The 23,239-nt window shown below is 52.6% G+C and carries 10 protein-coding genes and 1 tRNA gene; 3 read left to right on the top strand and 8 right to left on the bottom strand.

The window, feature by feature from the left end; genetic code table 11:
• Positions 1 to 156 precede the first annotated feature (156 nt).
• From cydB to VMF88_08905, 4 genes are all read right to left on the bottom strand, one after another.
• Positions 157 to 1,173 carry a cytochrome d ubiquinol oxidase subunit II gene (gene cydB, locus VMF88_08890; protein HTY11177.1) on the bottom strand — a complete coding sequence of 339 codons (1,017 nt, stop codon included), beginning with the start codon at positions 1,171 to 1,173 and terminating at the stop codon, positions 157 to 159.
• Positions 1,173 to 2,528 carry a cytochrome ubiquinol oxidase subunit I gene (locus VMF88_08895; protein HTY11178.1) on the bottom strand — a complete coding sequence of 452 codons (1,356 nt, stop codon included), beginning with the start codon at positions 2,526 to 2,528 and terminating at the stop codon, positions 1,173 to 1,175. The genes cydB and VMF88_08895 overlap by 1 nt, the downstream gene beginning before the upstream one ends.
• Positions 2,529 to 2,612: 84 nt before the next feature.
• Complete coding sequence (locus VMF88_08900) at positions 2,613 to 6,938, bottom strand: PAS domain S-box protein (protein ID HTY11179.1); 4,326 nt, start codon at positions 6,936 to 6,938, stop codon at positions 2,613 to 2,615.
• A gap of 497 nt (positions 6,939 to 7,435) precedes the next feature.
• Positions 7,436 to 7,915 (bottom strand): hypothetical protein, encoded by a 480-nt coding sequence (locus VMF88_08905; GenBank protein ID HTY11180.1) that lies wholly within the window; start codon positions 7,913 to 7,915, stop codon positions 7,436 to 7,438.
• Positions 7,916 to 8,031: 116 nt separating this feature from the next.
• Between VMF88_08905 and VMF88_08910 the strand changes: the two genes are divergently transcribed.
• Positions 8,032 to 8,104 (top strand) — tRNA-Arg (locus VMF88_08910).
• A 65-nt stretch (positions 8,105 to 8,169) separates the two neighbouring features.
• Here VMF88_08910 and VMF88_08915 read toward each other — a convergent pair.
• From VMF88_08915 to VMF88_08930, 4 genes are all read right to left on the bottom strand, one after another.
• Positions 8,170 to 8,760, bottom strand: a complete 591-nt coding sequence (locus tag VMF88_08915) for an acetate uptake transporter (GenBank protein HTY11181.1) — start codon at positions 8,758 to 8,760, stop codon at positions 8,170 to 8,172.
• A gap of 90 nt (positions 8,761 to 8,850) precedes the next feature.
• Positions 8,851 to 10,791, bottom strand: a complete 1,941-nt coding sequence (locus VMF88_08920) for a M61 family peptidase (GenBank protein HTY11182.1) — start codon at positions 10,789 to 10,791, stop codon at positions 8,851 to 8,853.
• Between the two features lie 416 nt (positions 10,792 to 11,207).
• Positions 11,208 to 13,769: a cohesin domain-containing protein gene (locus VMF88_08925; GenBank protein ID HTY11183.1), complete on the bottom strand. Its 2,562-nt coding sequence runs from the start codon at positions 13,767 to 13,769 to the stop codon at positions 11,208 to 11,210.
• Positions 13,770 to 13,822: 53 nt separating this feature from the next.
• Positions 13,823 to 19,261 (bottom strand): right-handed parallel beta-helix repeat-containing protein, encoded by a 5,439-nt coding sequence (locus tag VMF88_08930; protein ID HTY11184.1) that lies wholly within the window; start codon positions 19,259 to 19,261, stop codon positions 13,823 to 13,825.
• 821 nt (positions 19,262 to 20,082) lie between these two features.
• Between VMF88_08930 and VMF88_08935 the strand changes: the two genes are divergently transcribed.
• Positions 20,083 to 21,783 (top strand): proline--tRNA ligase, encoded by a 1,701-nt coding sequence (locus VMF88_08935; protein HTY11185.1) that lies wholly within the window; start codon positions 20,083 to 20,085, stop codon positions 21,781 to 21,783.
• Complete coding sequence (locus VMF88_08940; GenBank protein HTY11186.1) at positions 21,780 to 23,201, top strand: aldehyde dehydrogenase family protein; 1,422 nt, start codon at positions 21,780 to 21,782, stop codon at positions 23,199 to 23,201. The genes VMF88_08935 and VMF88_08940 overlap by 4 nt, the downstream gene beginning before the upstream one ends.
• The last annotated feature ends 38 nt before the right edge of the window (positions 23,202 to 23,239 follow it).

Genomic DNA, 23,239 nt, shown 5'->3' on the forward strand with positions numbered 1-23,239 from the left:
GATGGACATTGTTTGCTTGAGTAGAAACCGCGACAGAGAACGATTTCACTCCGACGGTTTTCGGGAAGTATGAGGCTTCTTCGTGATAGACTTAAACGCCGTCCGCGTTCGGGTTTTTCCCCGGTGCGGACGGCGCTCAGCCCTCTGACGGACTCTCTAATAGCTCTCTTTTGACAACAAGACCTTCCCCTTGAACACGCGGTAGACGAAGATCGTATACCCAATAACGACCGGCATGCCTATCAATGCGATAACCAGCATCGTGCCGAGTGTCCCTTGTGTCGAAGATGCATTATAGATCGTGAGACTGTTTGCAAGATCGATGTTCGAGGGGACGAGCCTCGGGAATAGACTCACAGCAGCAAGCCCGATCATCGCGGCAATGAGCGTGGAAGACGCAATGAACGTTTTGAAATACTGCCCCCCCTTTGCTGCGATCGGGATGTAGATGACCGACCCGAACAGCAGGAGAATGAGAAGCCAGAAAAGCGGATTGCTTAACACTCCCTGAAAGAGGAAACCCGCTTCAAAAAACGTCGCCAGCGTTGCAACGGCGTAGAGGGCAACAAACGTGATCCAAGAAGGAGTAATCCATTTTACAATCCAGCCACGATGATCATCCGTTGTTTTCATGGCCAGATAGATTGCCCCGTGCATCACGAAAAGTGCTAGCGAGAGGAGGCCAACCGCCACGGAATAAGGATTCAACAGGCCGAGGAAACTTCCAACGAAAGTGCCGGTTGCATCGATCGGAACGCCCCGAAGGATGTTGCCGAACGCTACGCCCAGCAGAACCGCGGGGAGAAGGCTTCCGAGGCCGAATGCCCAATCGCATGCCGCCCGCCAGCCCGGCGAATCGACCTTGCTGCGGAATTCAAACGACACGGCCCGCAGAATTAAGGCAAGCAATAAGAGCATTAAGGCGAGATAAAACGCGCTGAAAACGGTGGCATAGACGATCGGGAATGCGGCGAAGAGTGCGCCGCCCCCCGTCAGGAGCCACACCTCGTTGCCATCCCATACCGGCCCGATCGCGTTGATGTTGATTCGTCGACGTTCTTCCCCTTTCGTGAATAGATGTACGACGCCAACACCGAAATCAAAACCATCCAAAATTGCATAACCGATCAACAAAACCCCCACGAGTAAAAACCAAACGGTGTTCAGGTCCATTAGCGTACCACCTCCTTTGCTGGCTGAGAGAACGAAATACCATTTGCAGCTTCAGGTCCATGCTTCATTTCCTGAATAAACAGATAGATGTACAAAGAACCGAGCAGGAGATAGATAAGGCCGAATAAAATCACGGAGAAGAGAATTTCTCCTGCGCTGACGGTCTTGGAAATGGCGTCGCCGGTTTTCATGATATGGTACACGATCCATGGCTGCCGGCCAACTTCGGCAGTGATCCATCCGAGTTGGCAAGCGATGACGGGAAAAGGCATCGACCACACGAAAAATTTTAAGAGTCGGCGGCTTTCCCACAGCTTCTTTCTGCGCAGCTGCACAAACCCGAAAGACATCATCGCAATGAAGTAGAGCCCGAGCAGCACCATGTTGTGGTATGAAACGAACGTCGGCCAGAGCGGCGGGATTTGGTCCTGTGAAAATTCATTGATGCCTTTGACCGGCGCCTGGAGATCGCCGAATGCCAGCCAGCTCAGCAGTCCGGGGATCTCGATAGGAGCCCGAAGTGTGGGAGGGGGAACGGTCGGATAGGCAAAGAAGACGAGCGGCGCCCCCTTCTCGGTAGCGTAAAGACCTTGAATTGCCGCAAATTTTTCCGGCTGAGTCCGGGCAACCTGCTGACCGTGAATATGCCCGAAGGGGAAAACTTCCATGACAGAAACAAGAAGGCCGAATGTGATCGCAATGGTGAGAGAGCGCTTTGCGGTCTCAGTTTCTTTGTTTCTCAGGATCAAGTAAGCCGAGATACCGGCCATAATGAACGCGCCGGCGATCAGGGCGGCATCGACGGTATGAAAAAATCTCGGAAGTGTCGAGGGGTTGAATACGGCCTCCCAGAAATCGGTAAGCTCAGCCCGGCCGTTCTGGATGCGGAATCCTGCGGGCGTTTGCATCCACGAACTTGCTACCAGTATCCAAAACGCCGATATGGTGGAGCCGAGTGCGACCATCAGGATCGAGAACCAATGGACTCCTTTGGAGACTTTATTCCGGCCGAACAGGTAGAGGCCCAGGAACGTCGACTCGAGAAAGAAGGCAAAGACCCCTTCCGCGGCCAGTGGAGCCCCGAAGATGTCTCCGACAAATTTCGAATACTCGGCCCAATTCGTGCCGAACTGGAATTCCATGACGATGCCGGTGGCGACGCCGACGGCAAAAGTCAGCGCAAGAATTTTTGCGAAAAATTTTCCGGCACGGACGTACGTTTGATCATTCTTCTTCCACCCAAGCCCCTCGACGATCACAAGCAGCCAGGCGAGCCCGATCGTGACCGGCGGAAAAATGAAATGAAACCCTACTGTGAGGGCAAACTGAAGACGCGATAATAATACAGGATCCATGAAGAGTACCTCCTTTGATAGTGCTTAGATGCGGGTTGAAAACGGCAGTAAGATCATACGGAAATGTCTACGCTTCACAACACATTATGAAGATCTTCGCGCGAGCATCGCTGATGCCTTGTGCAGCAGTGCGTTTGGCTTGTACGGCTTCTGAAGAAACCCTTCGGGTGCACTCCCCCCGAACGCCGACCTGATCTCTTCTTCTGTATAACCGGAGCACAGGAGCACTTTGACAGCCTTGTTTATTTTCACGAGCTCATTGAAGGCGGCTTTTCCATCCATCCCCGGCATAGAATAATCCAAGACTACGAGCGAAACTTTGTCGGAATGTTCCCGGTAAAGAGCGATCCCGTCGGCCGGGTTCGATGCCTGCAGGACGGTAAAATTTGCATCGGTCAAAACGTCTGCGAGCATCTCTAGTATTGCGGGCTCGTCGTCGATCAGGAGAATTGATTCTCCTCGCCCGTTGATCGGCGAGGCCTCATCGGTCTCTTGGGATGCTGTCGAACCGGACGAGTTCACGTAAGGAAAGATCACTTCAAATTCCGAACCTTTTCCTTTTTCGCTGCTGATCCGAATGCCTCCATGATGTCCTTTAATGATGCCGAGGACAGCGGCAAGCCCCAACCCTCGTCCCGTAAATTTCGTGGTGAAGAACGGGTCGAAGATCCGCGCCATGACCTGTGAACTGATCCCGTGGCCGCTGTCGTTCACCTGGAATGAAACATACGCCCCGGGCGGCAAAGGATTGTTCGTGTATTTCCAGTATTCTGAATCGCGTTCGGTGATCTCGATCCGCCTTGTGCACACGGTGATGTGGCCCGCTTTCGTTCCCAGGGCCTCACCGGCGTTGATAATGAGGTTCATCACAACCTGTTGGATCTGTCCCATGTCACCGCGCATGCAGAGCACCGACGTATCAAGATCGTAACGCAAGTGGCTCGATTTTGGAACTGAAACCTCGAGCAACTGGGCATTTTCTTCTACAAGCTTATTGAGGTCGAAATCTTCTGAAAGAAATTTCCCTTTGCCGGAATACGCAAGAAGCTGGCGTGTGAGGTCCGCCGCGCGTTCGGCTGCCTTCAGAGCTTTCGAGATATTTCCCTCGGCTGGACTCTCTTTCGGCAATCTCCCGAGAGCCAGCGACGATTGGCCGATGATCGCGTTCAGAAGATTGTTAAAATCATGGGCGATCCCGCCAGCAAGCGTTCCGATTCCTTCCAATTTCTGTGCGTGACGAAGCGCTTCCTCCGCGCGTTTTCGCTCCGTGATATCCTCTTTGACGGCGAGATAATTGGTGATAGCATTGTTCTCATCCCTGACAGGAGAGATCGACGCTATTTCCCAGAAGAGTTCCCCATTTTTTTTCTTGTTGTGAAGCTCACCGCGCCATTCTTTTCCCGAGCTGATGGTGTCCCATAGGTGTTTATACTCCTTATCGGGGGTCTCGCCCGACTTCAAAATGCTGGGCTTTTTCCCGAGGACCTCGTCGTTCGCATAACCCGTTACCTCGGTGAATTTTGGATTGACGTATTCGATGCACCCCTTGGTATCCGTGATAATAATGGAAACGGGGCTTTGTTCCACTGCAACGGAAAGTTTGCGCAGCTGCTCTTCGGCTTTCTTGCGCTCGGTGATGTCGTGGATGATTGAAAACAGTCTTTGTTTCCCCCCGATGCTGATAGGAGATGAATGGACTTCGACAAACCGGTTTTCGCCGTTGGCGAGCTTGTGCAAAAAAAAGAAAGTGTTTTTTTGACTGGATGACGCGCGCAGCATTTCACCGCTGACTTTTTCGACCGGCATCATGTTGATGTCGTGAATCGTCATTGTGCGGAGCTGAGCGCCGGCATAACCGTAGAATCTTTCGGCTGCAGGGTTCGCGTCGAGGATTCGCGCAGAATCTGGCTCAATGATCAGCATAGCCGCATCGTGCATTTCAAACATCGTATGAAACCGTTCTTCGCTTTCGCGCAATTCTTCTTCAGCGCGTTTACGGTCAGTGATGTCCTGGACGATGCCCTGGACATATCTCTTGTTCCCAATTTCCAGGGGCGCCCCGCTGATCAGGGCGATAAACGTGGTACCATCCTTTCGCTTTAGCTCAACTTCTCTGGACCCTATTTTATTCTCGGCCGCAACGCTCTTAAAGAGCTTCAACGAGGATTGCGGCAGAAGCAGGTCGCTGACATGCATCGTCAACAGTTCGCTCTCGGAGTATTGGGTCATCATACAATAGGCGGGATTCACCATGATATAGCGGCCGTCGAGGTCGGCGATGGTGATCCCTTCGCTGCTTTGTTCGATCATTGCGCGGTAGCGGGCCTGGCTTTCACGGAGCGCAGCCTCCGCTTGCTTTCTCTCCGAAATATCGCGAACGACGATCTGCACCCCTGCTTTCGAGCCGAACGAGACCGGCAGTGCTTTCACCTCGACGTCGACAACGGTTCCATCCAGGCGGATGAATTTCTCCTCAAGAAGCGGCAGCGGTTTGCCGTTGGTCAGAACTTCAGCCATTCTCGTGGCGATCAATGCCCGATAATCGGGATGGACAAGATCAATGACCGATTTCCCGATGAGTTCCTGCGTGCTCGATGCTCTCATCAAACCAGCGCTCGCGCTGTTCGCAAAAACGATTTTCCCGTCCACGTAGATCGCGATAGCATCGGCGAACTCCTCGACCAGCGAGCGGTACTTTGTCTCGCTTTCCTGGAGGGCTTGTTCTGCAACTTTACGCTCGGTGATGTCCTGGATCAATCCATCGTATGAAGAAAGTTCCCCCCGAGCGCCGCGGTGGGGGACGAAAGTATTCCTCACCCATCGCACCCCCCCATTTTTATGGGTGATTCGATGTTCGATTGGGGAGGTCTCCTCTCCGCGAAGAATACGCCCGGATTGTTCTTCGACCATTGCCCGGTCTTCGGGCGCTATCATCTCGAACCAGAGATACGGCTTCGCCGCGAATTCTGAGCTTTCGTAGCCGGTCACCGTAGCGCAGCCGGGGCCATGCACCGTTTCGACAGGGCGGCCGTCAACAACATGAACGGTATAAATATAGTCGGTGACAGCGTTGCTGATGCGCTGATACCGTTCTTCGCTTTCAAGAAGAGCGTCTTCCGTCTGTTTCCGCTCAGAGATATCGCGGCCCGTTGTGTGCATGTAGGACGACCCAACGACGGTGATCGGCCTGTTGCTGAATTCCACATCGATTTTTGTGCCGTCGCGTCTCAGAATCTTTGCTTCTGAGACGATCTCCTCTCCGTCGAAAATTCTCTGATGATATTTCTCGTATGCCGCTAAATCGGGTTGATCGTGCAGGTCGGGGATCCTCATCGTGAGGAGCTGTTCCCGGGGGTACCCGGTGAGCGCACAAGCGGCGTCGTTGACCGCAACAAATCGAGACGTGCGGTCTGTAATAAAAACAGAATCGCGCGAACCTTGAAATATTGCCTCCTGCCATTCGAGGGCTTGCTTCAGTTCCTGCTCGGAGGTTTTCGTTTGAGTGATATTCCGGACATGAGTGATAAAGTAGAGCGGTTTTCGTTGATGGTCACGGAGCAACGCGCTCGAAACATTCGCCCACAAGAGCCCCCCGTTCTTGCAAACGAATCTTTTTTCCAGGTTGATTTTTTCCTCACGGCCGTTCGGAGCGCCTTCAATAAAAGCGCGCGTCTTTTCGAGGTCATCGCGGTACGTGATGTCCATAACGCTTAATTGCCCCAGTTCTTGCCGGTCGTAACCCAGCAAACGGCACATTTCGTCGTTGATCATCAGAAAGTGTCCATCAAGTCCTGTCAGGCAGATTCCGACATTCGCGTTCTCCATTGCTTCGCGGAAACGCTCTTCACTTCCTTCCAAGACGCCTGGGATGAGTTCAAACGGGACAACGAATGATGCGGAGATGAGGGTGATGCTGAAGATCATCAACAACCATGCTGACAACGAATGCACGTACTCATCAGGAGAAAGGCGGTAATCGAACTTTCCCGAAACGAACAGAGCGCCAATGACACATAAGAAGACAAACGTGAGAACGATGCTTGCATAAGCAGATCTCCGGTGGCCAAGGAGCATAAGGTAGAGGGAAATGATCGGCCCCAGGACAAAGGTGGCTGAGAGCAGTCCCATACTGGCTGCGCCGCAAATCACGTACAATGAGAAAATCCCGACCATCACCAGCGCTGCGTGATCGGCGCGGAGGCGGTTTCGAGCAAAAAGCAATCCTCCTGCAGCACACACCATCACCAGTTGCACGATCATTAAGGGGGGGAATCCCATCATCGGGATTCTTGAGAACGAAATGACGGTGGTGATGAAGAGTGCCGTGAAAAAAAGAGGAATAAGCCGCCTTGTGATGTTGATGCGCAACGATTCGACGGAAATGTAGAAACGCTCTTCGCTACTGTTCAAAGGATCCTTCTCTAACAAAGTTCATCGATCCGCCCCGCCGGCCGGCGTCAGCTCCCTGATCCATCCTTAAATCTTAATCGCCGAAAGAGGAAAACCCTATGTAGTCTATCGGCATTTTCCCCATAAATTTTCGGCCGGAATCTTAAAAACGATATATCATTAAGTCCACAAGAATTATGCCTTTAAATCATACCGCATAATTAGGATTCTCAAACTAACTTATCAGAAATAGGAAGAATTGTGGCCGAATTCGCCAGGGTGAAAAATGAAGGAATGGAAAGGGGACCAATGATGAGACTGCTGCGACCAGCAACAGGCAATGTAAGACGATTTATCCACAGGTTTGCATAGCACCGTAAAACCCAAACGTCTTCAAAATTCTCCCCAGGCCGGCATTATTCATCGCCAACAATTCTCGTCGTCGGAAGCGGCCGCTTGCAGGGTTCTCCGCGAGTCGTCCTGCGGTGGGGCCGACCGCAGTTATGTATAATCTTGAGTCAGGGGGAGAGGGCTGTCATTTGATCGCGCGACCACCACAGTCGCATCCTTCTGTTGCGCCGTATCAGCAAAAAACTTTCGCCGTACTGTCTGCTGTTGATGGGATCGGGGCCGAATGGCATCCAAAAAGCGCGTCGTGAGATATGATGATCTTTGATAGCGGCCATCTCTCTGTCGAAGCCGGAGACATCTTCTTCTCTCAAACCATCCTCGAATTTTGTGATACTCGATGTTAAAAGCATGCCCGCTCGTTCTTCCGAAGTGCTCTTTTGCACTTCAAACGGAGTCGTACAGCAGGCAGCGAAGCAGTCTTTCTGGAAGACATTTCCATCGGGGGCGGCTTGGTGAGGAAAAGTTTTTAACGTTGGTTGGGCAGGAGGAATACCGCGGCTCTCCGAGCAATTGCTTTCATCATCTCGAACCAGGTTCAGCGCAAAGCCAAAGTATTTGCACCATGAACGGTCGGGGAGAACATTCATGCGGAGTGGAGTCAAATCATGCGCAGAACGCCGGAATTATTTTTTTCATGAGGTTGACAAGGTGAGCATTAACCAGTAAATTACATCAACGCTTCTGCTGTCGTCATTCAATCCCAGCCCTTGTAGTTCAACAGGATAGAACGGGAGTTTCCTAAACTTCTAATCGCAGTTCGAGTCTGCGCGAGGGCACGATGGTCGCGAACCATCGTCCCCCGTCAGCGTTGAATCCAGCCTCAAAAATTCTTCTGAGAAGTCTATTTCTTTACAGGTCCCAGAGGAAGGAGAACCTTCCCATAAACTTCATTTAAGACCTGTGCCACTCCGGCATATGCTGCCGACAGTCCGCAAAAGATCCCTTCGAAACCGGTGAATTGTTTCAGGGATGCGCTGTCGGTGGCGTCGCCGATGGCAAGAAGGAAAAAGAGGAGGGTCAACGATCCGAAGACCACCTGCAAGGCTCTTGAGAGCTTCAGGGTGCCTACAAAAAGGCACAGGGTGAAGATCCCCCACGAAGTCAGAAAACAGATCATGCCGGTTTTTGACGTCGCTTCGGCAAATCCCAATTTCGGCATGACGATCAGCGCGACGAGGATAAGCCAGAAAAATCCGTACGAGGAAAAAGCGGTCGTGCCGAAGGTGTTGTTCTTTTTCCATTCCATAATTCCAGCGACAATTTGAGCAAGACCGCCGTAAAAGATCCCCATCGCCAGGATCATCGAATTCAATTCGAAGAATCCAGCATTATGGATGTTGAGGAGTACCGTCGTCATGCCGAAGGCGAGCAGCCCAAGAGGGGCTGGGTTGCCCGTTGTGTCTTTTATTTCATACCGTGCGGCGTCGCTCATGGAACGTTCCTTTCACAATGGTGGATGATCGGAAAAAGACTTCTTTCTTTATTACCGTGATTTCGCTGACGTTCGGTTTTTATTGAGCGATCACTTCGGCGTTGCCGGAGCGATGATTCGGCTTAAAATTTCCGGGACTGCTGACTCCCGTTCGAGATATGGATACCGTTCACCCCCGTGATAGTCCGTTGAATACGTTCTGTAGAACTCTCCGTTTGCGGCAAGCAGTTCAAGCGGCTGGGATGAGGCGGTGCCGAGTCTCAGTGCGTCGCGAACGATCTCCTTTGAATATTTTCGGCCGTTGACCGCAATTAATTTCATCCCCGGGCCAAGCCCCGCTTTATAGGCGGGCGTTCCCGGAATCACGTCGGTGATCGTTCCATCTTCTTCCAAAGACAGGCCGAGAGAGAAGCGAAGGTCCGTGATTTTTTTGCTCTCCTCGATCGATTTTTGCATCTCGTTCATCGTATCGCGGTAGACCAGCTTCCACCCGCTTTTCTCGATGCCGTTCAATGGAGCATGGGCATCAAGAGAACGGAGCCGGGTCTCAAAGAACGACCTCCAATCGAACGGCGCTACTCTATTCATCGTTGACACGACCTCGTCAAACTCATACGGCTTGACCTCGGGTCCATTATTGGCGCCGCCATGGAATAGTTTGCAGAAATCGTCGAGCGATTTTGCGCCGCCGGTAAGCTGCCTGATCTGAACATCCGCTTCCAGCCAGATAAGCTCTCCTTCATCATAAAAATCGACGTCCCGTCGCCACGAATCCCAATCGGTCCGCGCGTTATACAGAAGCGAGGCCTCATCGTTGGCGTCCTGCAGCGGGCGCCATGTCCTTCCGGGGCGGTTATCCATTTGCGCCGCGACAAGAGCCAAGTCATCCCGAAACTCCCCGGGTGTAAGAAGCCCGGACCGTGCCGTCAATATCGCGCCCAAATATTCAGTCAATCCTTCGTATACCCAGAGGAGATCGTCCTTCATCGGGCTTGAGTAGTTGCCGGTGGCGAGTCCTGCGGGGCGGCGAAACTTTCCGTTCCATGAATGGACGAACTCATGCGGCAGCAGGCCGGCACGGGCTCTGAACAGATCTTCATCAATGACCGTTCGCTCCGCCACTCGATCATCGCTGCACTGATGATGCTCAAGCCCGAAGTGCGCGACCTCATCGCTGAGCGTATAAAGAAAATCGTAATGCTCATAGTGGTGGGAGGCAAAGAGAGCGTTGGTTTCCGTTACGAGATGTTTGTAGGCCTTGATCTGTTCGGGGGGAATGTTGAGCGCGGCCTCGTTGTCGCTAAGTAGATTGAGAAAATGCGGTACCCCCGACGAAGGTGTCAGGTCGACACGGCGAAGATGGGCCCCCGTTAAGAGAGGGGAGTCGATCAGCATCGTCAATGAAACCGGCGCGAACACGATCGAATTATTCGACTGAGTCTTTGGTGTGAGTGCAGAGATAAATTTCCAGCCTGAGGGAATTGTCAATGTCGGATCGACGGTGATGTTACCGGGGCTTGCCGAAAGCGGGTACACGATCACCTGGTTCCAGCTAAGGACGAGGAGCTGTGCTGTTGATGATGCCCCTGAGGAGAACCCTTCGGCTTGCGGGGGCAGGATGAAGTCAAACGACACGTCGATCTTACCGACTCCGGCAGGGACGGTGCAATGTATTTCGTACATCTCTTCAAGATCCCTCCGCCACGAAAGCGTTCTTCCATCCGCAGTGATTTTCAAGCCGGCCATATCGATGACCGGTCCGCTTGGTTCATGTTCTCCCGGTATCCATTTTGGATAGAACAGGTCTACGGTCCCCGCGTGAACTGCGATCGATTCATGCGAGTGCAAGATCTTGCGGGGTGCGTCGGTTGCATCGACGGCGAGCGATATGACGGAACGCTCGGTCTGGGAGAAGACGCGCGGCGATGTGTACCAGAAAAGAAAGACTGCCGAGCAAGCAAGAGCGTACCCGGAAATCCTGGACGTTCGAATCAACTTCAGAGGAGTCTGAATGAGGGCAGGGTTAATCATTGGTGGTTTCATCCAAAAAAATGAATAGATAATGGCCGCGCTTGGCGGTTTTCAGTTTCAGTCATACTCTAGTCGGGGAGATTTGGAGAAGAGTGTGCATTCGTTCGCCGCGAATGTTCCAAGTCTCCGGTTGGCGTCGATTATATACCAAATAAAATAGTGAGTTGCAAGTAGGGGGGCTCAGCAGGGAGCGGGGGACGTTTGTTTTGAATGGCATACAAGGAATTTACCCCCTTGAGCGAAGACGCGGCGCTTTCGTCCTCCCGAAGGGCTGCAGCGTGTTGGTTTTCTTCGATCCATCCATTGAAGAGACCCCACTGCCGGACATCACCCCTCAATCGTCAGGTTGTGGCGCCAATAAAAACCCCGCTCTAAGCGGGGCTTGTCGATCACTGTTTTAATAAATGACGGCGTATTTACTTCATAAGTATAAGCTTTCTTATTCCAACATAGTTTCCCGCTTGCATCCGGCATAGATAGACTCCGCTGGGCAATGAAGAAGCGAAGAAGACGGCTGTATGAATGCCGGCGGTCTCATGTCGATTGACGAGCGTCTGGACCTCTTTTCCAAGCATGTCGTAGATCTTCATCGTCACAAAACAGTTGAGCGGAAGCTGATACGTTATTGTCGTTGCCGGATTGAACGGGTTCGGATAATTTTGCAGAACATCGAATCTATCCGGAATTGTACCCGACGATTTGACGCCGGTGATCGTCATATTCACTTCATTCGAATACCCGGATCTGATAAATCCGTTATATCCGCGAACACGATAAAAGTATGTGTTCCCGGGCATCCCTGATGTATCAGAATACGTCGATGCATTTGTGGGAACTGAATCGATGACGGCATAAACGCCGGCTGTGCCGAGTTTTCTTTCTATGTAATATCCGTTTTCTGAGCTTGAGTTATCCTGCCACGTCAGGCCGACGACGGCGCCGGATAGTTGCTGGACGGTCAGATTTGTCGGGGGCTGCATCGGCGTAACGGCAGAGGCAACATTTGACATGGAGGAGTTCCCGGCGAAATTCACTGAGTAGACCGAATAGTAATATTTGCTTCCGTCCGCAACTCCGTAATCAGACACCGAGGTGGTATTTGCGGAGAGATTTGCCACCGCTGCCCAATTTGAAAGCGTGTCGGTCCTTCTATCGACGATATACCCGGTCTCGTTTGTTGCGTTGTCGCGCCAGGTGAGGTCGATCCTTCCAGAGCTGACCGCTGCGGCTGTAAGCCCCGATGGGGGAGCAGGGAGCCCCACTGACGAAGCTCGAATGCTGCCGTTCACAAGCATTACTGTCGGCGCCCCTTCATTCAATAGGAATTGAACGATTGTCAAGTTTGAAACGGCCCCCAAAGCGGCGTAGGGGGGGACGACAAAGCGCAGTTTGAACAAAATTCCTGCCGTTGTCAGACTGGATGAACCTGCAGCCGCCACGGCGATTTGATTCCCGGAAACGTTGGTACTGTAGGCCCATGAAGCTGTGATCGACCCGTTCGAAATCAGGCCAAGAAGATGAACGACCGATGAATCGAACGCGATGGTCGATTGTAAACTCTGCACATGCATGGAGGGGGTCACCGGCGAGAGAGCAACCGGAACATCAACGGTGTCGCCGATAACAGCCACCGTATCGGCAAGACTGACCCGGGCGGCGTAGATCTCTATAGGAAATGCTGAGCCATTCCCGCCGTAGATGTCGGCCGCACGCACCGAGATTGTCCCGCTTTTCAGCGCTGTCAGCAGGCCGCCTGCGCTAATCGTTGCAACGGTCGAGTCGGATGTGGACCACGAATATGGAGGAGTCCCTCCGAACGGTGTGAATCGCAGCGTATCGCCCACAATTATTTTTGCGGTTGCTGGAGACAGCGTGAAGCTTGTTAAACTTATCGCCTGAAAAGTAGCCGATGTGGAATCTCCCGCCAAATCTTCGTTGAAGAGGATGTTTGCAGGAGCTATTATCGAATAGCCCGAATTCTCTTTTGAGACTTTACACTGAAGATAAAGGAGAATTCCGCTTCCGTTCAACGGAGTTGATCCGGCAAACGAAATATTTGCCATGCCCCCCGCGGCGAGATTGAAAGCCGGGGCTGGATACGATGAGAGGAGCGTGCCCCCCTGAATCACTCCGGTCGGAGTTATAATGCTCGGATTGAATTGGACCTGGAAAAATCCGGAGGTCACATTCAACCCCGACAGGTCCGTCGTGCAAAGGGGAACGTTCAGCGTTTGTCCCTGTGTGTTCGAAGTGTCCCGGATAAAGAGTCTGAACGGCCGCACCTCAATACTACCGCCGGCCGTATCGATTGTTCCGGCATCGTCCCTTGCGATGACTTTCGTAAACCCGACATGACGCGCGGTCAGGAGGCCGCTGGAATCGATCGATGCAACGGCAGGGTTTGTCAACCACCAATGATAGGCACCCGTCCCGCTGTATGCATTGAACTGCACTTGATCGCCGACGGCCAATAATGCGCCGGCGGGATAGATCTGGAGGGTAAGAGCGGGAGCGATGTGAATGGCTCCCGCGCTAAGGATGACGGGAGGGTCTCCTTCGTTCAGAAAATTGCTTGACGTTCCTCCTGAAAAAGAAACAGAGACATCTCCTGGATTCAAGAGCCTGAAGCGGAGATACACCAGAATACCTTTGCCCGCAAGCGGAGTCGAACCCGCGGCGGCAAGCGTAAGCGTGCCGGGAGAGAGGATGTTAAAGTCTGCCGATCCGAGTGTTTGAGTCAAACTGCCGCTTACAATCACCGTATCGAATGCCATGTAGTAGGTGTTGTAGCTGATTTGAAGCTGATACGATGTAACACCTTTGCCTGTAAGGCTTGAATCGACATAGACGGGGAGCGCAAATTTCGTCCCGCTCACGACGCTGGTATCGTGGGTGCTTATCCCCACTTGCGCCTTCACCTGCGGCAGAGAGATCACTGTCAGCAGAAGTAGGGAGGCCAACCTAAAAGTTCTAACCATAGAGCACCTTTTATGATAATCAAAGTATTATTAGCCGATCGCTCTGCGGTTTATCACTTCAGGAGCAAAAGTTTCTTTACCTGAACGAATTTCCCAGCAGTCATTCTATAGAAATAAACGCCGCTGCTTATGTGCGCTCCTGCGTTATTTGTGCCGTTCCATACAACTCTATAGGTGCCCGCTTTTTGATTTTCGTCGACGAGGGTTTTAACGGCCTGGCCTGTCATACTGTAGATCGTCAACCGGACATGTGTGTTATCTTCCGGCAGCTGGTAGCCGATGGTCGTCGATGGGTTGAAAGGATTGGGATAGTTCTGATCGAGCGAATATGAGGTCGGTTTCCCCACCACCTTGATGCTGCCGGCGGCTGCGCTGCTCGTTAAGTCGGTTTCGTTGGCGACAAATCTCTCTACCTCGATCTTTGAATCGATCGTTCCCCGAACGTCGTTTGAGACCCTGAATGCCGCATAGGCAAAGGCTCCGCTGTTCTTCATGACGCCGGTCCCTGCCAACGCAAGCTTTGTTGTGCCGGCCGCTTGGTTGCTGAATGATTCGAACGAGAATCCGTTTGAAGCATCTGTTGTCCCACCTTTTAAAAAGGTGAAGACGGAGGGATCGTACTTCAGCGTGATTTCTGCGGAAGCAACGCCGGCAGCGTTCTGAAGGTCGAGCATCACCACCAACGAATCTCCGCGACCAGCCCCCGTACTTTCAACGGTAAGCAGGGCGTGGGTTGCCTTTTCCAATGCGATGAGCTCTTTCCCTTGCCGGGATAGTTGCTTCGTCGAAGATGCTATCTCGCTGGGGAAGACATTAATGAGGCCGACAACATACTGAAGCACCAACGACGCATCGTAAGCAGTGATACCCATGGCGCCGCTGACGTCTGCCACGCTCTGCTGGATCGCATTCAGCGTATCTCCGCTAGGGTTGACGACATACTTCAGGATCAGTGAGGCATCATAGGCCTGGACGTAGCCGTTGAGGCTGACGTCGCCCGCGATCGGGTTGGCCGAGCCGCTTCCGAGGAAAGGAACATAGTTGACGGAATCTGTCACCGTCTGTCCGGTGCCGTCAGGATTCCCTGCATTCGTCGGCCCGGAATTATTTCCCCACCAATTCCATCGGGCATCCAGGTCGAACGATTTGTTGACGTTATTGATTCCGTTGTCAAGATTGTTGTAGATATCACAATAGTTCACTGCAGGATTGGAGGAACCGAATGCCGCGACGCCGTTGCCGTTGTTCGTCAACGAACTGTACGTTATGGTTGGACTTGCATTGAATGCCATGACTGCCGCACCGTACATATACATGTTGTTGATCCACGTTTGATTGATCCCGGCGTAACGGAACGCACAATGCGAAAGTGTGCACATCGGGTCCAGCGATTGATCGGCAAATGAGATCCCCGTCCATCCTTGATAAGCGTAGGACCAATTGCCGTTCCAATAGGTATCGGTTGGGTGCGATGTTGTAGTGTCGGAGTTGGTATCCCCGCCATAGAAATCATCACGGATGTCGGTAAAGACGATCGTGCTGTCGGCCGAAGCCGCGCCGACGGCAATCAGCCCCTTATTCACATTCATCCCGGTGCCGGGGGTGAATTTCAGGATAACCCCCGGAGCGATCGTGAGGACAGCGTTGCTTCCCACGGTGTAGTCGTTGAAGAAATATGGGATGCCGTGAATTCCGCCAAAGGTACGCTTCGCAAGCGTCACGTCCGAGGCGAGCGTTTCCGTGATCACGCCGATGGCTTTGTACGTCGTGCCGCAGATGGAGTCCGCCAGGGTCGATCGGGGGTACGACACAAGAGAAATGTCCATCGGAGCAAAGACCAGGTTCCTGAAGAGGCACGAATCGAGCGACGGCGTCGAGACGCTGTTCAGTGAAACGCCCCAATTGTCGGAATCGAAAATGCAATGAGTGATCGCCGGAGCGGCTTGCTGCAGCGATACTCCGACATCGGTGAAACGGAAAATTCCGTATCGTACGGCGCATATGCTGTCCACGCTGACGTCGTTGAACGTGATCCTGCTGAAACTCTGTATTGTTGGCTTCGTCGCCGAACCGTCGCCGTTCGTGTCCTTGGGATTTCCGTATGCATCATCGGCCGGATCGGTGAAGACGTCCGGATTTGACGATGTCCCTTTGATCGTCAGCCCGCCGTTCACGACCCATTGCCCATTCTTGAAGACGATGCCTGCTGGAACGGTGATGGTCGTTCCCGTATTGATCGAACATGTGGAAAAGAGAAAATACGTGATGTCGTTGTACCCTCCGAAGTTTCTGACCGGAACGGTTGCATCGAACGAATACGTCTCCGGCACCACGCCGAGCGCCATGTACCCGACATTGAGCGCACTGTCCGTCGAAAATGACGGGTTCGAGAACATGCTCAGTGCAACAGGCGTTGATTTGACGTTGTAGATATTGCTGTTGACAAGGGAAGGGTGGGCGCTTCCAAAAACCCCGACGCCGGCCGTTCCCGACTGCTCAAACGTGCAATGGTTCACGTTCACGTAAGCGTCATAGACCCTCAACAACGCCCACTTGTAGCTCATATCCCCCGAAAGGGCGTACGGAAATACTCCGCCGTACCGAAAATAGCAGTATTGCAAAGAGTTGAGACTGTCGCTGCTGGAGGCGGTGAAGTCAACGGAGCTCCAGTCACCCGGGTTAGGCGTCGTCGCATTGCCGTCGTTGTTCGTGTCGCCGCCGTTGGAATCATCCTTAAATGACGTGAAGACGATCGGCTGGGAGGGCGTTCCGTTTGCAATGAGGGCGCCCTCGACCATGATGCCGTAGCTGTAGTAATAATTGTAGATGAACTTGATGACGACGCCGGGCTGGATCGTCAGAACGGCCCCCGGTGCCACGATCAGCTGGTCGATCATATAGCCGACGTTCGTGATGCCCGCGATGTTTCTCGTGGCGAGGATTGCATCCGAAGAAAGCGTCCCTTCCAATATTCTGATCCCTTTGCTGAGATTTGCCGTGAACGTAATGTTGGAAAATACGGGATTGGCAAGAAGGGACATGCCGATTGGGTCGGATTTACAATTGATAATGGAGACTTTACTCACAGCCGGCGTCGAACTGTTCTCGCATCGAAGCCCGAAATTATACGAATCCGAAAGCGTGCAATTTGAGATCGTTCCCCCCGCATCCGTGAACGTTACGAGGCCCCATGCAACAGAATTTTGATTGGGAAGACTGGACGTGTTCCCGCCGAACTTTAGAATGCAGCTGTCGAGTAAGCAGAAGGCGTCATCGCTGGTCCCCTGAAAACGAATCGTACTCCAGTCTCCGGCGCCGGGAAACGTTGCAGCCCCGTCGCCGTTCGTGTCGTGCGGATTGCCGACGTTGTCGTCTTTCAAGGAGGTAAACGTGACCATGCCTCCGGCTGCCGTCCCCTTAGCTTTGAAGCCGCCGTTGACATAGATTCCCGGTCCGCCCGACTTGACCACCACGCCGGGGGAAACCGTGACGTACACTCCCGAGTTGATCATGATGTCCCCCAGGAGCACGTACGTGATATTGACGATCCCTGCCACCGTCCTCTGAGGGATCGTTCCGTTGGCGACGACATTTTCTCCGATAAGACCGAGAGCCGTCCACGCAACGTTCGTAAAAGTATTTCCGACGAATGCCGGGTTTGCCGCCGTGGAAATGGCGATGGGGGTAAAGTCAGTATTGAAGATCGAGTTATTATTGATGTGAGGGTTGGATGATAAAGCGGCGTAGATTCCGTAGCGCGCATTTCCGATCTGACAGTTGGAAATTGTCGGGCTGGCGTTGAGGATCGTGATTTCGCCTTTGTAATAGAAGGTCGAGTTGTATTGATAGAGATAATACGGTTCCAGGTCCGCGTACGTAATTCTGCAGTAATTCAAGACGGAGGCAGAATCGCTGTTGGGTTCGAAAACGATTCCCGACCAGTCCCCAATGGCAGGGTTCGTGGCGGTTCCGTCCTTGTTGGTGTCATGCGGGTTTCCGAAAACATCGTCTTTGGCGGAGGTGAAAACGATCAAGCTGTCAGACGTCCCGTTGGCGACAAGTTTTCCCTGGACGGCGATGTGCTGGTCGGGCGAGTACGCTTTGATCACGATCCCTTTATTGATGTTCAGCGTCTTTCCCGTTGGCACGACAACCGTACCGAGCAGGAGGTAGGTCACATTCGTCTTGCTCGTGACCGACCTGATGGGAAGCGACGCGTTTGCCGACAACGTTTCGCCGATGATCCCGATGGCGTCGTAGGCGTTGTCGGAGAACGAAAATGCGTTGTTGTTGAATACCGGGTTGGCCGAGAATGACATCGCGATCGGCACGAGCTCGCTCGATCCGATGGTATTGTTGCTGAACATGGGACTCGAGGTTCCTTGGATCATCGCTCCGAAATGATTGTTTGCCATCGTGCAGCTGTCGATGACCGGGTTTGCATTGTACATCGTCACGGCGCCGATTCCTCCGTACCCCGCGAAGCTGGCCGCGCAATATTTCATCACGCAAAGAGAGTCGACCGACTGATCTTCAAATACAACACCCCCCCAATCATTGACCGACGGCGCGGTTGTCGTTCCGTCACCGTTGGTGTCCCCGTCAAGGTTGTCATCCTTATATGAGGTGAAACTGATCGGATGATTGATCGAGCCTACGGCCGAAAAGCCGCCGTTGACGTTCAAGTGAGCTCCGTTGCCGAATTTCAGGACATTCCCTGCGCATACTGTCACTACAGCGCCACTGTTGATGTAAAAGTCCTGCAAAAAAACATACGGGATCGAAGCCGTGTCGAGCACCATGCTGCCGCTGTAAGTAAAGGCCATGTTGATCCCGTTGCTGGCGTTCGACATGAAATTGTTGACTCCGTTGAACAAGATCGCGGCGGTGCTTGCTCCACACCATACCGGCCATGAGCTGAACGATATGGTCGAGGCATTCACTGTGGTCGTTGAAGTGCCGCTGAGAGAGAGACCGTTGCCCGATGCGTTCGATACGGTAGTACCTTGCAGCGTCAGGCTCCCCCCCATGTTGACGATACAATCTTTGCTTGAATTCGATATTGAACATCCGTTGATCCATGCGCTGCCGCTGACAAGATAGAGGTCTGCCTGGACGCCCCCCGAGTATTTGACCTGGCAGGTGTCGAGCAACGCTGTCCCTGCCATTCCGTAATTTCCAACTTGAATTCCGCTCCAATCTCCCTTTTGGGCAAAACCGCCTGCGGTGTCTTTGTTGGATGTGAACGCAGCCCAACGGGCATTTAAGTGTCCCAAAATATAGAGACCGGTGTTCGCCTGGAATCGCACCACGACTCCCGAATCAACCGTGAGCGTGTGCGGCGCATTGACGGTAACGTCGCCGGTTACGATGTACGGGTTGCCTGCCGGTGTAAGGACAGAGTCGGCGGCGATAGTGCCGGAAAGGTTTGTTTGAGCGTATCCTGTGCCGACAAAGAGGAAAAAAGAAATGATGATCGTAGAGATGCGCATGGCAGACTCCTTTTCTTGCTGAAGTACAATCGGATTGGAAGTAGATCTTCTGGGATGTTCTTATCGATGGGAAGAAGCACAATTTCCATGGTTTCGGTAGCGTGCAGATTCGGGCTCAAGGTCACCTGCCTGGAGCCATTCGTGCCCATCCTCACATGGAATTAACGTCGACACAGAAGGTGCGATTCTCGCGGATGTAAACTGAAGCGGAAAATTCTTTGAAAGCGGAATTCCTACCCGGGATTCATCGCGCCCCGCACGTCAACCTGCGGGACCGTTGCGATACGATGAAACCTCTCTTGCCTAAAAAACATGACATGTTGCGTTAGCTCGATGGTGATCTTCTCGGGTAGAAAAAAAGTGGTCCGTTGATCGGTTCAATGAAGCTGATTTTTCCTGATGCTCAGATTCGCGCCTTCTGCTGCTTGGGTCGTTAATTCGAATCAGTCTGAAATAACGCTGATGAACTTGAAAAAGCGTACTAAACAACATGCACTTATTCAGTGACACCTATCAATGTAATCAAAGATTTTTCAAGAAGTCAATACGCTGGCTTTTTTAAATGCCGATTTATTCAATTGTGAATCGCGAAGCCACACGCAATTTGTTTCTCCTCACTTGCTTAGCGTTGCCGTCTTTTGTATCTTCTACCTGAGAGTAATTTCAGCGTTGAATGATGTAAAACCGCTCGTGCAGCCCATCTGAAAAAAATCGCGAAGCTTGTGTGTCATTTGTAAGCGGTCATTGTTCTCTGAGTTCTGTCTCCTGAATTCTGTATTCAAGCTTTATTTTCCTCCTTATTAAGATCGATCGAATACCATATGCGATTTTCTAAAGGCTTTCTACCGACCGTCAAAGAAGTTCCCGCCGATGCCGTTATCCCGAGCCACCAGCTCATGCTGCGCGCCGGATTGATGAGGCCGCTGGCCGCAGGTATTTATTCGTTTCTCCCTCTCGGGTACGCTGTGATGAAAAAAGTCATCCAGATCGTTCGCGAAGAAATGGATGCGATCGGGGGACAGGAATTTTTCCTTCCGGCATTGAACCCGATAGAGCTGTGGGAAGAGACCGGCCGCGTGGCGGCATTCGGCGATACGATGTTTCATCTGAAGAATCGCCCGCTGGTCCTGGCGCCGACTCATGAAGAAGTGATCGCTTCGATCGCGAAAAATCATATTAGATCCTACAAAGAGCTTCCGCAGATCTGGTACCAGATCCAGACAAAGTTCCGCAATGAGCCGAGGCCGAAATCGGGAGTTCTGCGGGGCAGGCAATTCTTAATGAAGGATTCGTACAGCCTCGATGCTGCATGGGAAGGATTGGACAAAAGCTACGACCTCCACGCGAAGGCGTACAGAAATATTTATTCCCGCTGCGGGCTGAATTTCTTTGTTGTCGGTGCATCAAGCGGCGCAATGGGAGGGAGCGGCTCGCAGGAGTTTATGGTCGAATCCGACGCCGGCGAAGATACGGTTGCGCTTTGCGACAACTGCCGCTATGCCGCGAACGTTGAAGTGGCCAGTTCCGGAGCTGCACGAGCGGCGCGTGTCCCTGAAAATAAATCGGTAGAAGAGATCTATACCCCCAATATTAAGACGATCGACGAGCTTGCGAAATTTCTCCATGTGGACACGAAGTTGTGCGCGAAATCCCTTGTCTATATCAGCGGAGGGAAACCGGTCCTCGTTTTCATGATGGGAAATGATCAGTTGAATGAGACAAAGCTCCAGTCGGTCCTCAATGCCGACGTGCGGCCTGCAGAGCCCGGAGAATTGGCCGCCCTGACCGGCGCCGACGCCGGGTCGATCGGCCCGATCGGGTTGAAAACGAAATTTAAGATCATCGCGGATAAACGGCTCGAGGGAGCGAACGGACTCATCAGCGGCGCGAACAAAAACGATTATCACTACGCAAATATCGACTTCAACCGGGACGTAAAGATCGAAGCGTATGTCGATGTGCGGACGGTGGAACACGGCGAGCCGTGCCCAAATTGCTCAAAGCCTCTCCGGATCGTGAAGGGCATTGAAGCCGGGCATATTTTCAAGCTTGGGACAAAATACTCGGTCAGCCTGAAGGCGAACTTCCTCGATGACCAGGGGAAAGAGCAGCCGATCATCATGGGGAGCTACGGCATCGGCATCGACCGTATCATCGCCTGCCATATCGAACAGCATCACGACGACAAAGGGATCATCTGGACCAGGTCCATTGCTCCCTATGATGTTCATCTCATCTGCGTCAATGTAAATTCGGATTCCGTCAAAGCGAAGTCCGAAGAGCTCTACGAACAGCTGCTGGAAAAGAACATCTCCGTATTGTATGATGACCGGACAAACGTTACGCCGGGATTCAAGTTCAACGACGCCGATCTACTCGGAATGCCGTTGCAGGTCGTGGTGGGGGAAAAGAGCCTTAAGAACAATCAGATCGAACTGAAGGAGCGTTCGACGGGGAAGCGATGGACAGTTCCCGTTGAAAACCTTCTCCAGGAAGTGAGCAATCTTGTCCAGAGTCAATGACGAAGCAGTTTGATTTTCTCGTTGCCGGCGAATGGCGCTCTTCCGACGACAAAGCGTACATCGCAAACCCGTTCAACGGGAGTGCTGTCGGTGTCGTATCCCTGGCAGGCAAGAGCGATGTCGATGAAGCCATCCGGCGCTCGGTGACTGCTTATTCCTCGATGCGGGCGCTCTCCGGGTATGAGCGGGCAAAAATTCTGTCGAGGATCGCGCAATCAATATCCGACCGGCGCGCTGTGTTCGCCGAATTGATCTCCAATGAATCGGGGAAGCCGATCCGGTTCTCAAATGCGGAAGTCGATCGGGCAATATCGACGTTTTCGGCCGCGTCGGAAGAAGCGACGCGCATTGAGGGCGAGGTGATTCCCCTTGACTCCACAAGCACTGTTAAAAATCGGCAGGGGATCGTGACACGGTTTCCCATCGGGCCGATCGCCTGCATTTCCCCGTTCAACTTTCCGTTGAACCTTATCGCCCACAAGGTCGCCCCGGCCATTGCCGCCGGCAACAGTTTTATCATCAAGCCTCCGCCGCAAACCCCGCTGACGTCTCTCGTGCTCGGCGAATGTCTGCTTGAATCGGGACTTCCCCGGGAGACGATCAACATTCTCCCGGCATCGAACGCTTCTGCCGAACTGTTGGTCACCGATCCGCGCATCGCGATGCTGAGCTTTACCGGAAGCGCCCGTGTCGGCTGGGATCTCAAACAGAAAGCCGGAAAGAAAAGAGTAGTGCTCGAGCTTGGCGGCAACGCAGCTGTCATCGTCGATCATCAGGCCGACCTCAATCTTGCGATCGAGCGGTGTGTGCTCGGAGCCTTTGCGTACGCCGGACAAGTGTGCATTAAAGTGCAAAGAATTTACGTCCACAAAAATGTGTGGAGAGAGTTCGAAATACCATTTCTTGAAGCCTGTTCGGAAGTAAAGGTCGGCAATCCTCTGGAAGACGATACTATCGTTGGACCGATGATCAGCCTCGCAGAGGCTGAAAGAGTTGAAGCGTGGGTGAAGGAAGCTGTTGAGGAAGGAGCGGCGGTCGCATGGGGGGGTAAAAGAAAAGGGTCAATGTTCGAGCCGACGGTGCTGGATAACGTCAAACCGTCTATGAAGGTTTGCAGCGAGGAAGTATTCGGTCCTGTGGTGACGTTGACAAAAGTCAATTCGCTCGAAGATGCCGTTGAAGAAGTCAACAACTCCCGTTATGGATTGCAAGCCGGAATTTTTTCCCATCATATGAGTTCCATCATGTATGCGTACAAGCATCTCGACGTTGGCGGCGTGATAGCGAACGACTATCCGACATTTCGCGTCGATACGATGCCGTACGGCGGTGTGAAGGATTCCGGCATCGGCCGCGAAGGCGTTCGCTATGCGATTCAGGAAATGACGGAACGCAAACTTCTAGTGCTGGAAATTTAAGTCCATGTCCGATATTATAGCAAACACTTAAACCCAAG

This window comes from Bacteroidota bacterium (assembly GCA_035506275.1).
Lineage (GTDB): Bacteria > Bacteroidota > Ignavibacteria > UBA10030 > UBA8401 > JAGVPT01.